Below are 17,569 nucleotides of genomic sequence, written 5' to 3' on the forward strand. Positions count from 1 at the left end.
GCGGCCCTACAGCCCGCTGCCCGAGGCCGGAACGGCCCCACCTGCTCCCACGCCCCAAGGACCCGCCATGACGCAAGCCCCGCTCCTGCGCCGGATCACCGATTACGCCAACCGCGCCGACCCGTATCCGCTGTACGCGGAACTCCGCAAGACCCCGGTGTTGCAGGAAGAAGACGGCGGCCCATTCGTCATCAGCACGTACTGGGACATCCAGAGTCTGCTCCACGACCCGCGGATCAGCTCCGACGCCTCCAATCTCACCGCGCAGGGCGACGAGTTGACCGAGCGGGAGGAGGAGACGGCTCTGCCGCCCAGCTTCCTGCGGCTCGACCCTCCGGAGCACGACCGGCTGCGTCGGATGACCAACCGTCCGTTCGGCCCGCCGCACAGCCCCCGACGTGTCCACGACATGCGTGGCGAGCTCGCCGGGATCGTCTCCGGCCTGATCGCCGGCTTCGGGGACACGGACCGGATCGATGTGGTCGACCAGTTCTCGTACCCCTTTCCCGTGACCGTGATCTGCCGGCTGCTGGGGGTGCCGCGGGAGGACGAGGCGCGCTTCCACTCGTGGGCGGACACGATCGCCGCCGGCCTGGACCCGGTTCCGGGCGACGACCCCACCCAGCGGAACCGCGTCACGCACGAGGCCAGGATGCAGCTGGGCATGTATCTGGCCGGGCTGGTCGAGGAGCGCCGCAAGACACCCGGTGACGACATGCTCTCCGAGCTGGTGACCAGCCATGGACCGGACGGCCCGATGACGACGATGGAGGTGCTCAGCACCGCTGCCCTGCTGCTGATCGCCGGCCACGAGACGACGGTCAACCTGATCACCAACGGGATGCTCACCCTGCTGCGCCACCCGGAGGTCCTGGAGCGGCTCCGGGACGACCCGCGCCTCGCCGTCAACATTGTCGAGGAACTGCTGCGTTACGAGCCGCCGGTGCAGTTGGTGCCGCAGCGCACGTGCATCGCGGACATCGAGGTCCGTGGGGTGACCATCCCCAAGGGCTCGTCGATCTGGCTCGTCCTGGCAGCCGGAAACCGGGACCCGGAGCGCTTCAAGGACCCCGAGCGGTTCGACCCGGACCGCCCGGACATCCAGCACCTCGGCTTCGGCAGTGGCATCCACAGTTGCTTCGGCGCACCGCTCGCCCGGCTGGAGGCACAGCTCGCCCTGACCGAGCTGGCCCGCAGGCTCGACAACCCCCGTCTGGTGGAGGACCCGCCCCCTTACCGGCAGAACGCGGTCCTGCGCGGCCCCCGCCATCTGAACATCACGTTCGACGGCCTGCGCCCCCAGTAGGGCCGAATCGACGCGTCGACAGCGGTACACGGTGGGTCCTGGGAGTGAGCAGTTCGCACCTACGTGCGCTCCTTTTTGACGGTCCGTCATGAGACGGTACGGAGATGACGTCATCACCGGCACTCGACGGAAGGGCGGCCCTGGTCACCGGCGCCTCCCGGGGAATCGGCCTCGCCGCGGCGCAGGCCCTGGGCGAGGCGGGAGCGATGGTCTGCATCACCGCACGCGACCCCGCGGGAGTGGAGGTGGCCGTGGAACGGCTCGCGGCCACCGGCGTCACGGCGGTCGGCTGCGCCGGTTCGGTCGGGGATCCCGTGCACCTGGCGGCGTGCACGGATCTCGCTGTGCGGGAGTTCGGCCGGCTCGACGTCCTCGTCAACAACGCAGGGACCAATGCCCCGTTCGGCCCGTTGATGGAGGCCGAGCCCGAGGTCTGGCGCGATGCCTTTGCCGTGAACGTGGAGGCGCCGCTGCGCCTGATCCAGCTCGCCTGGCGGGCATGGATGCGCGAGCACGGCGGCGCAGTCGTCAACATCTGCACCGAGGGCACACACGGCGTGGGGCCGCAGGTCGGCGCGTACGGCACGAGCAAGGCGGCCCTGCTGCACCTGACCCGCCAGCTCGCCGGTGAGCTGGCGCCCGGCGTACGGGTCAACGCCGTCTCGCCGGGGCTGGTGCGCACCGAGATGGCGCGATTCGTGTGGGAGCGGGACGAGGAGAGGATCGCCCAGAGCCTGCCGCTGGCCCGGATCGGCGAGCCGGAGGACGTGGCGCGTGCGGTGCTGTGGCTGGTCTCCGACGAGGCGGACTGGGTCACCGGCACGGACCTGCTCGTCGACGGCGGAACGAGGGTGCGAGCGGCCGGCCGGGCCGGCTCCGGCGTGCCCACGGACGCCGTACGCGACGTTCTGGCGCGTACGAACCCGCGGAGCAGCACGTAGCCGCCGACACCGGCCGGCCCGGATGCGGAGTGGTGAAGCGCCGGCCCACGCTGTGCGGCGATGTGGTGGGGCCCGGCCGCAGGCGCGCGGACCGACGGCGGACCTGTCGAGCGACATGCCGGTGGGGCACCCGAAGTCCGGGCACCCCAGCGACTGTTGGAATCCCGGTCAGCCGGGGAAGCCGGCGGTGACGGAGGTGACTGACAGTCGCTCCGGGCGATGAACTCGTAGGTGTTCTCGATGTCGATCGCCTTGAGCCCGTACGCGTCGGGTGCGGGTGCGGGGCGGCGGCGGGGGAAGAGCGTGTCGTGAACACAGGTGACGAAAAGGGCTAGCCGCGCGGCTGTTCGTCCTTGTCGGCCGCGTTCTGCCGGTGGGTCTGCCGGCCGTCCGCGATGCGGGCCTCGGCCCGCTCCCAGGTTCTGCGATCACCCGTGGGTGCATGGCGCCGCAGGTCCTGCGTTTCGCACAGCAGTTGGCGCAGGTCGGACAGGCCACCGGCCACCGCGCCCGCCGTACGGGCCTGCACCAGGACGTTGCCGAGCGCCGCGGCCTCGGCCGGGCCGGCCACCACGGGGAGCCCGCACGCGTCCGCCGTCAGCCGGCACAGCAGGTCGTTGTGGGCGCCGCCGCCGACGATGTGCACGGCCTCGACCGTACGGCCGGAAAGCCGCTGGGCGTCCATGAGCGCGCGGCGGTGGGCCAGGGCCAGGGAGTCCAGCACGCAGCGGGTGGTCTCGGCCTCGTCGCGCGGCACAGGCTGGCCGGTGCGGCGGCAGGCCTCGGCGATCCGCTCCGGCATCCGGCCCGGCGCGATGAACTCCGGATCGCCCGCGTCCACGACCGAGCGAAGGGGAGCGGACTCGGCGGCGCGGCGCAGCAGTTCGCCCAGCTCGTACGTCCGGCCCTGAGACTCCCAGGCCCGCAGGCACTCCTGGAGCAGCCACAGGCCCATGATGTTGCGCAGGTAGCGGACGGTGCCGTCCACGCCCAGCTCGTTGGTGAAGTTGGCGCGGCGGCTGTCCTCGGTGAGGACGGGCGCATCCAGTTCGAGCCCGGCCAGCGACCACGTGCCGGTGGCGATGTACGCGAAGCGGTCGCCGCGCGCGGGCACCCCCGCCACGGCGGACGCGGTGTCGTGCGACCCGACGACGGTCACGGGCACGTGCCCCTCGAACCCCGTCTCGGCCAGCGCCTCGGGCAGCAACTGCCCTGCCCGGTCGCCGGGCCGGCGCAGGGGCGCGAAGAGCGAGAGGTCGATCCCGAGGGTGTCGGCGACGGGCCGGGCCCAGTCGCGGGTGCGCGGGTCGATCAGCTGGGTGGTGGAGGCGTTGGTCAGCTCGGTGCCGACCTCGCCCGTCAGCCAGTACGAGACGAGGTCCGGGATCATCAGCAGCCTGCGGGCCGCGCCCAGGGCAGGTGTGCCCTGGGCGGCGACCAGCTGATAGACGGTGTTGAAGGGGAGGTACTGCAGCCCGGTGGCCGCGTACAGAGCGGTGGGCGGCAGCGCCCCGGCGACCTTCGCGGTGGCGCTCTCCGTACGGCCGTCCCGGTAGTGCACGGGGTTGCCGATGAGTGCGCCGTCCGCGTCGAGAAGGCCGTAGTCCACGGCCCAGGAATCGATCCCCACGCTCGCCGGGGGGCCGCCCGCGAACCGGCCTGCGGCCCGCAGACCTTCCAGCACGCCGCGGTACAGGGCGAGGATGTCCCAGTGCAGGGTGGAGCCGACCCGTACGGGAGTGTTGGGGAAGCGGTGCACTTCCGTCAGGTCGAGCGTTCCGGCTCCCACCCGGCCCACCATCACGCGGCCGCTGGACGCGCCCAGGTCGACGGCGGCGAAGGGGCGAGGATCGGTCGGTGCCACGTCTTGTCAGTCCTTCGTGAGGGTTCGTACGAGCCGGGTTGTGGTGCGGGCATCACGCCTGCCCGCGCCGGCGGAACGACTCTCCACGGACGGCGCCGCAGGGCCGCCCGCATCGCACCGCACGCGCGAGCGCTACCGCAGGAACGCCGCCGCGACCCCCGCGTCAACCGGCACATGGAGCCCCGTCGTATGACTCAGGTCCCCGCCGGTCAGGGCGAACACGGCGTTGGCGACATGCTCAGGAAGCACCTCCCTCTTCAGCAGGGTCCGCTGGGCGTAGAACTCGCCCAGCTTCTCCTCCTCCACGCCGTACACGGCCGCCCGCTTCGCCCCCCAGCCGCCGGCGAAGATGCCGGAACCGCGCACCACCCCATCGGGGTTGATGCCATTGACCCGGATGCCGTGCTCGCCCAGCTCGGCGGCCAGCAGCCGGACCTGGTGGGCCTGGTCGGCCTTGGTCGCTCCGTACGCGATGTTGTTCGGGCCCGCGAACACGCCGTTCTTGGAGGCGATGTAGACGATGTCGCCGCCGATGCCCTGCGCGGTCATCACCCGCGCCGCCTCGCGGGAGACGAGGAAGGACCCGCGGGCCATGATGTCGTGCTGGAGGTCCCAGTCCTTCGCCGTGGTCTCCAGCAGCGGCTTGGAGATGGAGATCCCCGCGTTGTTGACCACCAGGTCGACGCCGCCGAAGGCGAGCGACGCGGCGTCGAAGGCGGCGGCGATCTGCTCCTCGGAAGTGACGTCCACGGTCACCGCGACCGCCTTGTCGGGCCCGCCCAGCTCCTCGGCCACCGCAGCAGCGCTGTCCGCGTCGAGGTCGGCGACCACCACGCACGCGCCCTCGGCGACCAGCCGATGCGCGATGGCCTTGCCGATGCCGGACCCGGCCCCCGTCACCAGCGCGACCCGGGTCGCCAGCGGCTTGGGCGGCGGCATCCGGCGGAGCTTGGCCTCCTCCAGCTCCCAGTACTCGATGCGGAACTTCTCGGACTCCTCGATGGGCGCGTACGAGGAGACGGCCTCGGCCCCGCGCATCACGTTGATCGCATTGACGTAGAACTCGCCCGCCACACGCGCGGTCTGCTTGTCCTTGCCGAAACTGAACATGCCGACGCCCGGGACGAGGACGATGGCCGGGTCCGCGCCGCGCATGGCGGGGGAGTCGGCGTCGGCGTGCCGCTCGTAGTACGCGCGGTAGTCCTCGCGATAGGCGGCGTGCAACTCCTTCAGCCGCGCGACCGCCTCATCCAGCGGGACACCGGCCGGCAGGTCGAGGACCAGTGGACGGACCTTCGTCCGCAGGAAGTGGTCGGGGCAGGAGGTACCGAGCGCGGCGAGCCGCGGGTGTTCGGTGCGCGCCAGGAAGTCCAGTACGACATCGGAGTCGGTGAAGTGGCCCACCTGCGGGCGGTCGGTGGAGGCCAGACCACGGACGACGGGGGCGAGCGCGGCGGAGCGGGCCCGGCGCTCGGCTTCGGCCGGCGCCCCGTACCCGTCGAGTACCGACCCGAAGGGTTCTGCCCTGCCGCGCTCGGCGAGGAACGCCTCCGCGGTGCGGATGATGTGCAGGGAGTTGCTCTCGCACTCCTCGGAGGACGCGCCCCAGGCGGTGATGCCGTGGCCGCCGAGTACGCAGCCGATGGCCTCGGGGCGGGCGGCTTTGACGGCCGCGATGTCCAGGCCGAGCTGGAAGCCGGGGCGGCGCCACGGCACCCACACGACCTGGTTGCCGAAGCACTCCTTGGTCAGCGCCTCGCCGTCGGCGGCGCAGGCGAGCGCGATGCCGGAGTCGGGGTGGAGATGGTCGACGTGGGCGGCCTCGACGAGGCCGTGCATCGCGGTGTCGATGGACGGCGCGGCGCCCCCCTTGCCATGCAGGCAGTAGTCGAAGGCCGCGACCATCTCGTCCTCGCGGTCCACGCCCGGGTACACCCCGGTCAGCGCGCGCAGCCGGTCCAGCCGCAGCGCGGCGAGCCCGTCGGCCCTGAGCGTGCCCAGGTCGCCGCCCGAACCCTTGACCCACATCAGCTCGATGTCGCCGCCGGTCACGGGATCGGTGGCGGTGCCCTTCGCGGAGGTGTTGCCACCCGCGTAGTTGGTGTTGCGGGCATCCGCGCCCAGTCGGTGGGATCGAGCGAGCAGCTCCGCCACGCGCTCGTGAGGTGCGTCTGTCATCACTTGCTTCCTTCGAGTTTCGTCATGGCTTCCTGCCGATGGGGTGCGGCGGGCTCGCATCGCCGGGCTGCGCCGCGCGAGGCGCTACGCCCCCCAGCCCGCCTGGGTGCCGCCGACCCGCTCGGCGACGATCTTCTCCGCCCAGCCGGAACGTCGGTACGCCGCGATCGGGTCCGGGTCGAGGTCCAGCTCCTCGCGCACCTCGGCCAGCAGTGGCCGGACATCCGTGTTGTACGCGTCCATCAGGACGGCGTTCGCAGCCAGCACGTCCCCGGAGCGCTGCGCAGCGCCGAGCGCCTCACCGTCCACGAGCAGCGCCTTCGCCGTCGCCTCCTGGACGTTCATCACGGAGCGGATGATGGCCGGGATCTTCGCCTCGATGTTGTGGCACTGGTCGAGCATGAAGGCCACGTCGGGTGTGAAGCCGCCGCCGCGGATCACCTCGTACATGATGCGGAACAGCTGGAAGGGGTCGGCCGCGCCGACCATCAGGTCGTCGTCCGCGTAGAAGCGGGAGTTGAAGTCGAACGCGCCGAGCCTCCCCTCGCGCAGCAGCAGCGCGACGATGAACTCGATGTTGGTGCCGGGCGCGTGGTGGCCGGTGTCCACCACGACCTGCGCCTTGGGGCCGAGCTTCAGGCAGTGCGCGTACGCGGTGCCCCAGTCGGGGACGTCGGTCGCGTAGAAGGCGGGCTCGAAGAACTTGTACTCCAGCAGCATCCGCTGGTGCTCGCCCAGCCGCTCGTACACCGCGGCCAGGGCCTCGGCCAGCCGGTCCTGACGGGCCCGAATGTCGTCCTGGCCGGGGTAGTTGGTGCCGTCGGAGAACCACAGTTTGAGGTCGCGCGAGCCGGTCGCATCCATGATGTCGACGCACTCCAGCAGGTGCCCCAGGGCCTTGCGGCGGACGGCCGGGTCGGGGTTGGTGACCGAGCCCAGCTTGTAGTCGTCGTCCTGGAAGACGTTGGAGTTGATCGCGCCGAGCCGAAGTCCGAGCCCCTGCGCGTACTTGGCGAGGTCCGCGTAACCATCGGAGCCCTCGACCTTGTCCCAGGGGATGTGCAGGGCGACGGTCGGGGCGACGCCGGTGTGCTGGTGGACGCGCGCCGCGTCGTCCAGCTTCTCCCGCGGGGTGCGCGGCACTCCGGGCTGCGCGAACACCTTGAAGCGCGTGCCGGAATTGCCGTACGCCCATGACGGCGTCTCGATGGCCTGGGTCTTGAGGGCCGCCTTCACAGCGGATACGGCAGTCATGGATCAGCGCTCCCGGGGGCCGAGCAGATGGGTGAATCGTTTCATCGAGGTGAAGCTATGACCACCTAGCGGGCATGTCAAGGGATTGAGTCGGTTCAGAGGTTTCATGGGCTGACCCATTGACGGCGTGGGTGTTGCGCGTCTAGCTTCCGTGAAACTTAGTTGAAACCTTTCACGGCGCCTTCGAGGCGTACCTTCCACGGAGCATCCATGAACCAGCCCGACACGGGCCCGGCCCCCGTCCTGGCCCTGACGGACGTGTCCAAGTCCTTCGGTGCCGTACGGGCCCTGCAGGACGTCTCCCTGCAACTGCTCCCGGGCGAGGTCCACGCGCTCGCGGGGGAGAACGGTGCGGGCAAGTCTACGCTCATCAAGACGCTGGCCGGGGTGCACCGGCCGGACTCCGGCCAGGTGCTGCTCGACGGGAGGCCGGTCGTCTTCAACGGCCCGGCCGACGCCCGCGACGCCGGCATCGCAGTCATCTACCAGGAGCCCACGCTCTTCCCCGACCTGTCGATCGCCGAGAACATCTTCATGGGCCGTCAGCCGCGCGCCTCACTCGGCCGGATCGACCGCAGGGCTGTGCGCGAGGCGACGGCCGCCCTGATGGCCCGGCTCGGCGTCGACCTCGACCCCGAACGGCTCGCCCGTGGGCTGTCCATCGCCGACCAGCAGATCGTCGAGATCGCCAAGGCGCTCTCCTTCGACGCCCGCGTCCTGATCATGGACGAGCCCACCGCCGCCCTCACCGGCGGCGAGACCGCCCGTCTCTTCTCGGTCGTCAAGACGCTGCGCGCCTCCGGCGCCGCCGTTCTGTTCATCTCGCACCGCCTCGAGGAGATTTTCGGGCTCTGCCAGCGCGTGACGACGCTGCGCGACGGCCGCTGGGTCGCCTCCGAGCTCCTGGACGGTCTCACCGAGGACGACCTCGTACGCCGCATGGTCGGCCGCGACCTCGACGAGCTCTACCCCAAGCAGGCCACGACCGTCGGCGAGACCGCCCTGTCGGTGCGGCGGCTCACCCGCGAAGGCGTCTTCCGGGACGTCTCGTTCGAGGTGCGGCGCGGCGAGATCGTGGCGCTCGCCGGGCTGGTCGGCGCGGGCCGCTCCGAGGTCGTACAGGCCGTCTTCGGCGTGGACAAGGCGGACGCGGGCGAGGTGTACGTGAACGGCACGCCGCTGCGGGCGGGTTCACCGACTGCCGCCATGGACGCCGGAGTTGCACTCGTACCGGAGGACCGGCGCCAGCGCGGGCTCGTCATGGAGATGTCCATCGAGCGCAACATCGGCCTCACCGGGCTCGGAAGTCTGGGCAGCGGCGGGATGGTGCGCCGCACCCTGGAGCGCGGGCGGGCCGCCGACTGGGCGGTGAAGCTCCAGCTCAAGTACAACAAGCTCTCCGACACGGTCGGGGTGCTGTCCGGCGGCAACCAGCAGAAGGTCGTCCTCGCCAAGTGGCTGGCCACCGACCCGGCCGTGCTCATCGTCGACGAGCCCACGCGCGGCATCGACGTCGGCACCAAGGCCGAGGTCCACCGGCTGCTGTCCTCGCTCGCCGCCGAAGGCCTCGCCGTGCTGATGGTCTCCTCCGACCTGCCCGAGGTGCTCGGCATGGCCGACCGTGTGCTGGTCATGCACGAGGGCCGACTGGTGGCGGAGATCCCCCGTGAGGAGGCCACCGAGGAGACGGTCATGGCCGCGGCCACGGGTCGCCCCACCGGCAAGGAGAAGGCGGCATGACAGTCGAGCCAGGCCTCAGCGGGCGCCGCCGACATGGCGGCTCGCACGACACACACGAAAGGACAGCGGCGTGACGGCCACCCTCGAATCTCCGCCGGCCGCGCCGGAGGCGGACCGCCGATCCGCGCGCTCGCTCATCGATCTGGTCTTCCGTGCCCGTGAGTTGAGCATAGGCGGCGCGCTCGTCGTGCTGATCCTCGGCACCTGGATAGCCAACCCGTCCTTCCTGGACGACCAGGGCATCAAGGACCTGCTCCTCAACTCCTCGATCCTCGTCCTGCTCGCCGTCGGCCAGTCCGTCGTCGTCATCACCCGCAACATCGACCTGTCCGTCGGCTCCGTGGTCGGGCTCACCGCCTTCGCCTGCGGCAGCTTCGTCTCGGGCACGGACCACAGTGCGCTGACCGTCGTCCTGCTCGGCATCGGACTCGGCGTCCTGTGCGGCCTGGTCAGCGGGCTGCTGGTCAGCTTCGGCCGGGTGCCCGCGCTGGTCGTCACCCTCGGCATGCTCTACGTCATCCAGGGCATCGACCATGCCTGGGCGCACGGCGAACAGATCAACGCCGCCGACGTCCCCGACGACGTGCTCGGCCTCGGCAGCGACAGTGTCCTCGGCATCCCGTATCTGCCGCTGATCTCCGCCGCCGTCCTGGTCGGCACCGCCTACTACCTGCGGACCTACCGCAGCGGCCGGGAGCTGTACGCGATCGGGTCCAACCCCGAGGCCGCCCGCCTGGCCGGTATCCCCATCCGCCGCCGCGTGCTCGCCGCGTACGCCTTCTCCGGCGCCGTCGCCGGCCTTGCCGGTGCGCTGTGGCTCGCCCGCTTCGGCACGGTCGTCGCCGACGCCGCGAACGGCTGGGAACTGACCGTCGTCAGCTCGGTCGTCGTCGGCGGCATCGCCATCACCGGCGGCGTCGGCACGGTCTGGGGCGCGGCGCTCGGCGCGCTGCTGCTCACCACGATGGGCAGCGCCCTCGTCGTCCTGAAGGTGGACTCCTTCTGGCAGCAGGCAATCACCGGTGTGCTGCTGCTCGCGGCCATCACCACGGACCGCATCGTGAACCTGCGCACCACCAGCGCGCTGAGGAAAAGGAGCCGACGATGAACACCCTCGTCAAATACCTGCGCTGGGACACCGTCGTCGGCGTGCTCCTGATCGCCGTCTTCCTCGTCGGATCCGGTACGACGGAGGGCTTCGCGGACACCGCCAACCTTTCCGCCGCCCTCGACGACACCGCCGAAATCGCCCTGATCGCCCTGCCGATGACCCTGCTCGTCGTCGCGGGACAGGTCGACCTCTCCGTGGCCTCCATGCTCGGACTCTCCAGCGCGCTCGCCGGCTCGCTGTGGGAGGCCGGCTGGGCCTTCGAGACGATCGTGCCCCTGTGCCTGCTCGTCGGCGCGCTCGGCGGCCTCCTCAACGGGTGGCTCGTCACCCGTGTCGGGCTGCCCTCGCTCGCCGTCACCATCGGCACGCTCACTCTCTACCGGGGTCTGGCCTCCGTCGTTCTCGGGGACAAGGCGGTCGCCGACTTCCCCGAGACGTACTCCCAGTGGGCCACCTATACGCAGACCGTGCCGGGCACCTTCATTCCGTACCCCGTCGCCCTGTTCGGCGTCCTGGCCGTCATCACCGCCGTCGTCCTGCACTGCACGGCCTTCGGGAGGTCGCTGTACGCGATCGGCGCGCAGGAGGACGCGGCCTACTTCGCGGGCATCCGGGTCAAGCGCATCAAACTGGTGCTGTTCGTCCTCGCGGGCTTCGTGGCCTCCTTCGCCGGGATCGTCTTCACCCTGCGGTACGGCAGTGCCCGCGCCGACAACGGGGTCGGACTCGAACTGGTCGTCATCGCCTCGGTGCTGCTCGGCGGCGTCGACTTCGACGGCGGGCGGGGCACCCTCGGCGGCGCGGTCGCCGGTGTGCTGCTGATCGGCCTGCTGAACAACCTCCTCACCCTCAACGACGTGTCCAACGAGATCCAGGTCATCGTCACCGGCCTGCTGCTCGTGGCCTCCGTCCTCACCCCGCGGGTCGTCGCCGCCGTCTCCGAGCGCCGCCACCGGCGCGCCGCGACCGCCTCCGCCTAGCTCCCCTTCCCTCCCTCAACTCCTGCCCTCCGAAAGGGACGTCACCATGTCTGCGCACTCCCGCACGCGCCGCCGTGCCATGCTCACCACCACCGCTGCGGCCTGTGTCCTCGCCGTCACGCTGGCCGGCTGCTCGGGCACCACCAAGAACGACACCAAGAACGACGCGAAGGAGGCGGCGAGCAGCGCCGAGGCCGACCCGAATGCGCCGCTGAAGAAGGGCCTCAAGCTCGCCTTTCTGCCGAAGCAGATCAACAACCCGTACGAGAAGATCGTCGACGACGCGGGGATCGGCGCGGCCAAGGAGTTCGGCGGCTCGGGCAAGGAGGTCGGACCCTCCGACGCAAAGGCCTCCTCCCAGGTCTCGTACATCAACACCCTCATCCAGCAGCGCCAGGACGCGATCCTCATCGCCGCCAACGACCCCAACGCGGTCTGCGGCCCGCTCAAGCAGGCCATGAAGCAGGACATCAAGGTCGTCGCCTACGACTCCGACACCGCCAAGGACTGCCGCCAGCTGTTCATCAACCAGGCCAGCTCCGAGGAGATCGGCCGCAGCCAGGTCCAGCACCTCGCCAAGCAGCTCGACTACAAGGGCGAGATCGCGATCCTCTCGGCCACCCAGAACGCGACGAACCAGAACACCTGGATCGGGTTCATGAAGGACGAGCTGAAGAAGCCCGAGTACAAGGGCCTGAAGCTGGTCAAGGTCGCCTACGGGGACGACGACGACCAGAAGTCCTTCCAGGAGACCCAGGGTCTGCTCAAGGCCTACCCGAAGCTGAAGGGCATCATCTCGCCCACCACCGTCGGCATCGCCGCCGCCTCGCGCTACATCAGCGACTCCAGCTACAAGGGCAAGGTCGTCATCAACGGTCTGGGCACGCCGAACCAGATGCGCAAGTACGTCAAGGACGGCACGGTCGAGCAGTTCTCCCTGTGGGACCCCAAGAAGCTCGGCTACCTCGGCTCGTACGCGGCCGCCGCTCTCGCCTCGGGCCAGATCACCGGTGCGGAGGGCGAGAAGTTCAAGGCCGGTGACCTCGGCGAGTACACCATCGGCAAGGACGGCGAGGTCATCCTCGGCCCGCCGACCGTCTTCGACAAGAACAACATCGACGACTTCGACTTCTGAGTTCCGGGATCGTTCGATGCAGCGCGTCTGCTTTCTGCTGAAGGTCCGGCAGGAGCGGTTGGGGGAGTACCGCGAGCGTCACGCGGCCGTATGGCCCGAGATGCTCGCGGCGCTCTCCGCCGCCGGCTGGCACAACTACTCGCTCTTTCTCCGGGAGGACGGCCTGCTCGTCGGCTACCTGGAGACCGAGGACTTCGCGGCTGCGCAGGCCGCCATGGCCGCCACGGACGTCAACACCCGCTGGCAGGCCGACATGGCGGGCTTCTTCGAAGCCCTGGACGGCGCCAAGCCGGACGAGGCGATGAAGCCGCTCACCGAAGTCTTCCACCTCGATCGACCGCAATGACCCGGCACAGGAGGGTATCGACCGTGACCGCAAGGACTCCCGCCACCGCACGCAGGCCGAAGATCGGGCTCGTCGCGGGCGGACTCGGCGCCTACTGGCCCCAGTTCCCCGATCTCCTCCCGCAGCTGCGGCGCTCCGCCGACCGCGTCACCGAGCGGATGCGGGAGTTCGACGCGGACGTCGTGGACGTGGGCTTCATCTCCGACGCCCAGGAGGGGGCCGCCGCGGCCGAGAAACTCAGGGCCGAGGGCTGCGACCTGATCGTCGGCTTCCTCACCACCTATATGACCGCCACGATGCTGGTGCCCATTGCCCAGCGCAGCGGCGCCCCCGTACTCCTGATCAACCTCCAGCCCACGGAGGCCATGGACCACGCGTCCTTCGACACGGGCGCCTGGCTCGCCTACTGCGGTGCCTGCCCGCTCCCCGAAATGGCCGGCGCCTTCGAGCGCGCGGGAGTTCCCTTCCGCTCCGTCTCGGGACACCTGGAGGACGAGCGCGCCTGGCAGCGCATCGGGCGGTGGATCCGGGCCGCGGGCGTACGGTCGGTCCTGCGCCATGGACGGCACGGGCTGATGGGTCACCTCTACCCGGGCATGTACGACGTGTCCACCGACCTGACCATGGTCGCCGGCAACCTGGGCGGTCACGTCGAGGTCCTGGAGTTCGACGACCTGCGGGTGCGTGTCGAGAAGGCCGGGGAAGAGGAGGTCGAGGCCAAACTCGCCGAGGTCGGCGAGGTGTTCGAGCTGGCCGAATCCGTTGTCCAGGACGACCTGGTCTGGGCCGCGCGGGTGTCCGTCGGACTCGACCGGCTCGTCGAGGACTTCGACCTGGACTCCCTGGCGTACTACCACCGCGGCCTCGACGGCGAGATCCACGAGCGGCTGGGTGCGGGCATGATCCTCGGCTCCTCCCTGCTGACCGCGCGTGGCGTGCCCACGTGCGGCGAGTACGAACTGCGCACCTCGCTCGCCATGCTGGTCGCGGACCGGCTGGGGGCGGGCGGTTCGTTCACCGAGCTGCAGGCGCTCAACTTCCTTGACGGCGTGGTGGAGATGGGCCATGACGGCCCGGGACACCTCGCCATCAGCGAGCGGAAGCCGCTGTTGCGGGGCCTGGGTGTCTACCACGGCAAGCGCGGCTGGGGCGTCTCGGTCGAGTTCGACGTCAAGCACGGCCCGGTCACCCTCGTCGGGCTCGGCCAGTCCCGCGACGGCCGCTACCGGCTGATCGCCTCCGAGGGCGAGGTCGTCGCAGGTCCGCTGCTCCAGATCGGCAACACCACGTCGAGGGTGGACTTCGGGGCCGACCCGGGGGAGTGGACCGACGCCTGGAGTGCGAGCGGAGTCGGCCACCACTGGGCGCTGGCCACCGGCCGGCTGCTGCCCGAACTCCGGGCGCTGGCGGACCTCGCCGCTCTGGAGCTGGTGGAAGTCAGCGGCCGATGACACCCACGCCAGGAAGGCGCGGAGCACTCCGCTCATAATGGACAAGTACGCGCCGCGGGCGGTGACCGTCACCCCAGGGGCACCATGCCGCTCGCACGATGCCCTCCGAGGCACAGAGGCGGTGGCTGACACATGTGCGCACACGCCCGGCCCGGCGGACAGCCGCCGGGGCCGTCCACAGCGGGCCACTACGGCGAGGCGGTGTTCCGGCCCGAGCAGCCGGGGGAGGACGACCGCATCGACCTCGGCGCGCTCGCCTACGATGACACCACGATGGCCCGGCTGCGGAGCCTGGGGGCCGGGCCGGGCTGGAACTGCCTCGACGTAGGAGCCGGCACCGGAACCGTCGCCCGGCGACTGTTGCACGAGGCGGGTGTCGCGACCGTGCTCGCGGTCGACCGCGACGTACGTTTCCTCACCGCCCACCCCTTCCCCGGGCTCGGTGTCCTGGAGGCGGACATCAGCGCCCCGGGTTTCGACCCCGGCCGATTCCAGCTGGTCCATGCCCGATTCGTCCTGATGCACCTGCCTTCACGGCACCGCCTGATCGCCGCACTGGGTGAACTCCTGGCTCCCGGCGGGGTGCTGGTCCTCAGCGACGCCGTCGACCTGACCACCGCGACTGCGCCCATGACGCCGTACACCCGGGTCGTGCAGGCCATGTGGCAAGGGCTGCGGGACACGATCGGCACCGACGTCTCCTGGGTCCCCGAGTATCCACATCTGCTCCGCGCCGCGGGGCTCGCCTCCGTCGCCGCCGAGATCCAGGTACCGCCTCTGGTCCCCGGGAGCCCCATCAGCCGCTTCTGGGCCCGCAGCTGGGACCGGGCGAGGGAGGAGATCCTGGCCACCGGACTGGTGGACGACGCGACGGTCGACGCGGCGATCCGGTATCTCGACTCGCCCGAATGCGCTGCGCTGTCGCCCGGAATGATCACGACCTGGGGATGGAGACCCCAGGAAGCCATGCCAGGAGCGCCTGACACCCGGCCGCAGAGCTGATCGGTCAGGCTTCCAGATCGTCGGCGAAGTGCCGGAACCCGCGCCGGTCCTGGTGGATGCTCCACAGGGTCTGTGCGAGCGTGGCCGGGTCCTTCCTCGGATGTCCGGGGATGATCGCGCCGGGGATGATGAGCTGCGCGACGTGGATGCCGTCGTCGGCGAGGGCGTCGTGCAGCATCTGGCCGTAGGCTCTTTCGGCGGCGAAGGCGACCGAGGTGCCGGCACGGTCGGGGTGAGGGACCGCGGCGGTGCCGCCGTTGACGAAGAGGATGGTGCCGCGGCCGAGGGCGCGCATGTCGGGCAGCACCTGGTGCACGGCGGCGACGGGGCCGTAGACGGAGAACTCGATCGGGCCCACGAGGTCGGAGGGAGTGGTCTCCAGGACCGGCCGCATGAAGTCCTTGTGCGGGACCGGGCTGTACTGCAGGACCTCGATCGGGCCCAGGGTCGCGGTCGCGGCGTCCAGGGCTGCCGCGAGGGCACTCGGATCGCGTACGTCGGCGGCGAAACCTCGCGCGGTCACGCCCTCGCCGGCCAGGCCGGCGGCGAGGGCGTCGGCCCGGCCCTGGTCGCGGGAGATGAGTGCTGCCTCGAAGCCCTCACGGCCGAACCGCCGTGCGGCGGCCGCTCCGAGGCCGGGTCCTGCTCCGATGATGGCCATGGTGGTCATGACTTCCTCCTTGGCGTGCGCCGATCAGGAACAGCGGCGCCGGGATGATTCCGGGGCGGCCGTACGCAGGAGAGCACGCCGACCGCTCGACGCTCGTGTCCGACGCGGCTGCCGTACTCCTCGCCGATGACGAGGGCGCTCCGTCGGATGCCTTGCCCACGCTGCTGCGTCAGGGGCGAGGCAGAGCCTTGGCGGCGCGGCGCTCGTCCATCGCACGGTAGCCACCGGCCACCTGGTCGAGCGGGAGAGTGAGGTAGAAGACCTTCATGTCGGGCAGGAAGCGGCGCACCGGCGTCGCCCCGCCACACAGAGCGACGTGCGAGCGGAACAGCTGGTCGCCGTCGATCGGCACGCCGTCGGGACGCCGACGAAGCCGAGGTTGCCGGCCGGGCAGGAGGAGCGCAGCGCCCGCTGCATCGACTCGGGGGTGCCGACGCACTCCAGCACGAGCGGTGTCCGGCAATCACAGGACCATCCTCAGAGGCTCAGCACGATCGCGGACGCTATGCCGCCGAGGAACAGAGCGAAGGCGGCTTCGCGCCAGCCGCCCTTCCCCCAGCGGAAGGGGCGGTCCAGGGCGAGCCTCCCGGGCCCGATGGCCGCAATGCCGAGCGCGACGACCGCGATGCACAGGTTGTACTCCATGCCGCCATCCTGGGCCCACAGACCGTGTGCCGCGGTAACGGTCGCCATGGCGTTGATCATCACACCGATCACGGCAGCCGCCGCCAGTGGCGTGAACAGTCCCAGAGCCAGTCCGAGGCCCCCCAGGAACTCGGATCCACCGCCGATGACGGCGTAGACCTTCCCCGGGCGGTAACCCGTCGCGGCGAGCCATGCACCCGTGGCGGTGAGGCCGTCGCCACCGAACAGGCCGAAGAGCTTCTGGGCGCCGTGCCCTGCCATGAGCAGGCCGAACGTCACCCTGATAAGAAGCAGACCGCAGTCGGCGGCGGACACTGCGGGCCGCGCCGAAGCGGAGGCGGGCTCGGGGGAGGCGCGAAGTTGTTCAGCGATGTACTTCACCGGTGGCTCTTCTCTGCTCCGAGGTCCCGCGGCGGTGCCGACTGACCACCGAGGAAACAGCAGGGCGGTTGTCTGGTCACCATGGCGCCCTCAAGGGCATGCCATGCGTGGCGGACCGTGACACAGCCGGAACAGGAAGACAGCAGGACCACCGCCGGCGTTCTCGCATCAGTCCGGTCAGGCCGCCGGTCGTTGTCGTTATGAACTGAGTGACATCGGCTTGTTGTCTTCCATCATTACGCCCTTTCGCCTCCCGTGCCGAGCCGGTTCGGATGCCTGGCCCGGGCGAGGGCGGCGACCAGCACGGGGTAGTCGGCCTGCCCGGTTTCTCCGCTCACATGCATCAGACCCTCGTTGCGCACCCGATTGAGCGGTGAGCCGACGCGCAGCCGTTCACCAGGCCGGGGTCGGGGGGCGTCTCCCGCGGCCGGCGGCTGCTCGCCCGCGTGCCCTCCGCAGATGGTGGCGCAGCCGCAGACCACCGAGACAGGACGCAACTGGTGCGTTCTTCATGCCGATACGGTGGAAGTTTTCCTCACCCCACCCGGCGCGAGGCTTCAGTTCG

14 protein-coding genes and 1 pseudogene are annotated in these 17,569 nt (G+C 70.5%); 9 read left to right on the forward strand and 6 right to left on the reverse strand.

All coding sequences use genetic code 11. The features are described 5' to 3' along the window. Window positions 1-67: 67 nt before the first annotated feature. Window positions 68-1,306, forward strand: coding sequence for a cytochrome P450 (locus tag OHA03_RS28050; RefSeq protein WP_267006508.1), 1,239 nt, complete (start codon window positions 68-70; stop codon window positions 1,304-1,306). 104 nt (window positions 1,307-1,410) lie between these two features. After that, a complete protein-coding gene (locus OHA03_RS28055; RefSeq protein ID WP_267006509.1) occupies window positions 1,411-2,247 on the forward strand; it encodes an SDR family oxidoreductase in 837 nt (278 codons plus the stop codon). 331 nt (window positions 2,248-2,578) lie between these two features. Here OHA03_RS28055 and OHA03_RS28060 read toward each other — a convergent pair whose 3' ends face one another. From OHA03_RS28060 to rhaI, 3 genes are all read right to left on the reverse strand, one after another. Then, window positions 2,579-4,111: a rhamnulokinase family protein gene (locus tag OHA03_RS28060; RefSeq protein ID WP_267006510.1), complete on the reverse strand. Its 1,533-nt coding sequence runs from the start codon at window positions 4,109-4,111 to the stop codon at window positions 2,579-2,581. A gap of 132 nt (window positions 4,112-4,243) precedes the next feature. Then, window positions 4,244-6,289 (reverse strand): bifunctional aldolase/short-chain dehydrogenase, encoded by a 2,046-nt coding sequence (locus OHA03_RS28065; RefSeq protein ID WP_267006511.1) that lies wholly within the window; start codon window positions 6,287-6,289, stop codon window positions 4,244-4,246. 84 nt (window positions 6,290-6,373) lie between these two features. Beyond that, entirely contained in the window at window positions 6,374-7,543 is a 1,170-nt protein-coding gene (gene rhaI / locus OHA03_RS28070) for an L-rhamnose isomerase (protein ID WP_267006512.1), read from the reverse strand. Window positions 7,544-7,753: 210 nt separating this feature from the next. Here rhaI and OHA03_RS28075 point away from each other — a divergent pair, with 210 nt between their 5' ends. The 7 genes from OHA03_RS28075 to OHA03_RS28105 all read left to right on the forward strand — a co-directional run bounded on the left by OHA03_RS28075 (window position 7,754) and on the right by OHA03_RS28105 (window position 15,308). Then, window positions 7,754-9,283 (forward strand): sugar ABC transporter ATP-binding protein, encoded by a 1,530-nt coding sequence (locus OHA03_RS28075; protein ID WP_267006513.1) that lies wholly within the window; start codon window positions 7,754-7,756, stop codon window positions 9,281-9,283. Window positions 9,284-9,353: 70 nt separating this feature from the next. Next, window positions 9,354-10,391 (forward strand): ABC transporter permease, encoded by a 1,038-nt coding sequence (locus tag OHA03_RS28080; protein ID WP_267006514.1) that lies wholly within the window; start codon window positions 9,354-9,356, stop codon window positions 10,389-10,391. Beyond that, window positions 10,388-11,374: an ABC transporter permease gene (locus tag OHA03_RS28085; RefSeq protein WP_267006515.1), complete on the forward strand. Its 987-nt coding sequence runs from the start codon at window positions 10,388-10,390 to the stop codon at window positions 11,372-11,374. The genes OHA03_RS28080 and OHA03_RS28085 overlap by 4 nt, the downstream gene beginning before the upstream one ends. Before the next feature lie 46 nt (window positions 11,375-11,420). Further along, window positions 11,421-12,509, forward strand: a complete 1,089-nt coding sequence (gene rhaS / locus OHA03_RS28090; protein WP_267006516.1) for a rhamnose ABC transporter substrate-binding protein — start codon at window positions 11,421-11,423, stop codon at window positions 12,507-12,509. A 16-nt stretch (window positions 12,510-12,525) separates the two neighbouring features. Continuing rightward, on the forward strand, window positions 12,526-12,855 hold the full coding sequence (locus OHA03_RS28095) for an L-rhamnose mutarotase (RefSeq protein WP_267006517.1): 330 nt from the start codon (window positions 12,526-12,528) through the stop codon (window positions 12,853-12,855). Further along, a complete protein-coding gene (locus tag OHA03_RS28100; protein WP_267006518.1) occupies window positions 12,852-14,306 on the forward strand; it encodes an L-fucose/L-arabinose isomerase family protein in 1,455 nt (484 codons plus the stop codon). Before OHA03_RS28095 ends, OHA03_RS28100 begins: the two co-directional genes overlap by 4 nt. Window positions 14,307-14,438: 132 nt before the next feature. Beyond that, on the forward strand, window positions 14,439-15,308 hold the full coding sequence (locus OHA03_RS28105; protein ID WP_267006519.1) for a trans-aconitate 2-methyltransferase: 870 nt from the start codon (window positions 14,439-14,441) through the stop codon (window positions 15,306-15,308). Window positions 15,309-15,312: 4 nt separating this feature from the next. Here OHA03_RS28105 and OHA03_RS28110 read toward each other — a convergent pair whose 3' ends face one another. The 3 genes and pseudogenes from OHA03_RS28110 to OHA03_RS28120 form a co-directional block, all read right to left on the reverse strand. Then, the gene (locus tag OHA03_RS28110; RefSeq protein WP_267006520.1) at window positions 15,313-15,978 is read right to left on the reverse strand and encodes an SDR family NAD(P)-dependent oxidoreductase; all 666 of its coding nucleotides are present in this window, start codon (window positions 15,976-15,978) and stop codon (window positions 15,313-15,315) included. A gap of 169 nt (window positions 15,979-16,147) precedes the next feature. Further along, window positions 16,148-16,425, reverse strand: a pseudogene (locus tag OHA03_RS28115) (IMP dehydrogenase); the annotation flags it as partial. 30 nt (window positions 16,426-16,455) lie between these two features. Beyond that, entirely contained in the window at window positions 16,456-16,995 is a 540-nt protein-coding gene (locus OHA03_RS28120; protein ID WP_267008192.1) for a DoxX family protein, read from the reverse strand. Window positions 16,996-17,569: the final 574 nt, after the last annotated feature.

The sequence above is a fragment of the Streptomyces sp. NBC_00154 genome (assembly GCF_026342835.1).
GTDB lineage: Bacteria > Actinomycetota > Actinomycetes > Streptomycetales > Streptomycetaceae > Streptomyces.

Excerpts from the sequence above, each read along its gene's own strand:
- OHA03_RS28055 (WP_267006509.1), top strand. The coding sequence starts at position 1,411 with ATGACGTCATCACCGGCACTCGACGGAAGGGCGGCCCTGGTCACCGGC.
- OHA03_RS28085 (WP_267006515.1), top strand. The coding sequence starts at position 10,388 with ATGAACACCCTCGTCAAATACCTGCGCTGGGACACCGTCGTCGGCGTG.
- OHA03_RS28050 (WP_267006508.1), top strand. The coding sequence starts at position 68 with ATGACGCAAGCCCCGCTCCTGCGCCGGATCACCGATTACGCCAACCGC.
- OHA03_RS28095 (WP_267006517.1), top strand. The coding sequence starts at position 12,526 with ATGCAGCGCGTCTGCTTTCTGCTGAAGGTCCGGCAGGAGCGGTTGGGG.
- OHA03_RS28105 (WP_267006519.1), top strand. The coding sequence starts at position 14,439 with ATGTGCGCACACGCCCGGCCCGGCGGACAGCCGCCGGGGCCGTCCACA.
- rhaI (WP_267006512.1), bottom strand. The coding sequence starts at position 7,543 with ATGACTGCCGTATCCGCTGTGAAGGCGGCCCTCAAGACCCAGGCCATC.
- OHA03_RS28100 (WP_267006518.1), top strand. The coding sequence starts at position 12,852 with ATGACCCGGCACAGGAGGGTATCGACCGTGACCGCAAGGACTCCCGCC.
- OHA03_RS28065 (WP_267006511.1), bottom strand. The coding sequence starts at position 6,289 with ATGACAGACGCACCTCACGAGCGCGTGGCGGAGCTGCTCGCTCGATCC.
- OHA03_RS28075 (WP_267006513.1), top strand. The coding sequence starts at position 7,754 with ATGAACCAGCCCGACACGGGCCCGGCCCCCGTCCTGGCCCTGACGGAC.
- OHA03_RS28110 (WP_267006520.1), bottom strand. The coding sequence starts at position 15,978 with ATGACCACCATGGCCATCATCGGAGCAGGACCCGGCCTCGGAGCGGCC.
- rhaS (WP_267006516.1), top strand. The coding sequence starts at position 11,421 with ATGTCTGCGCACTCCCGCACGCGCCGCCGTGCCATGCTCACCACCACC.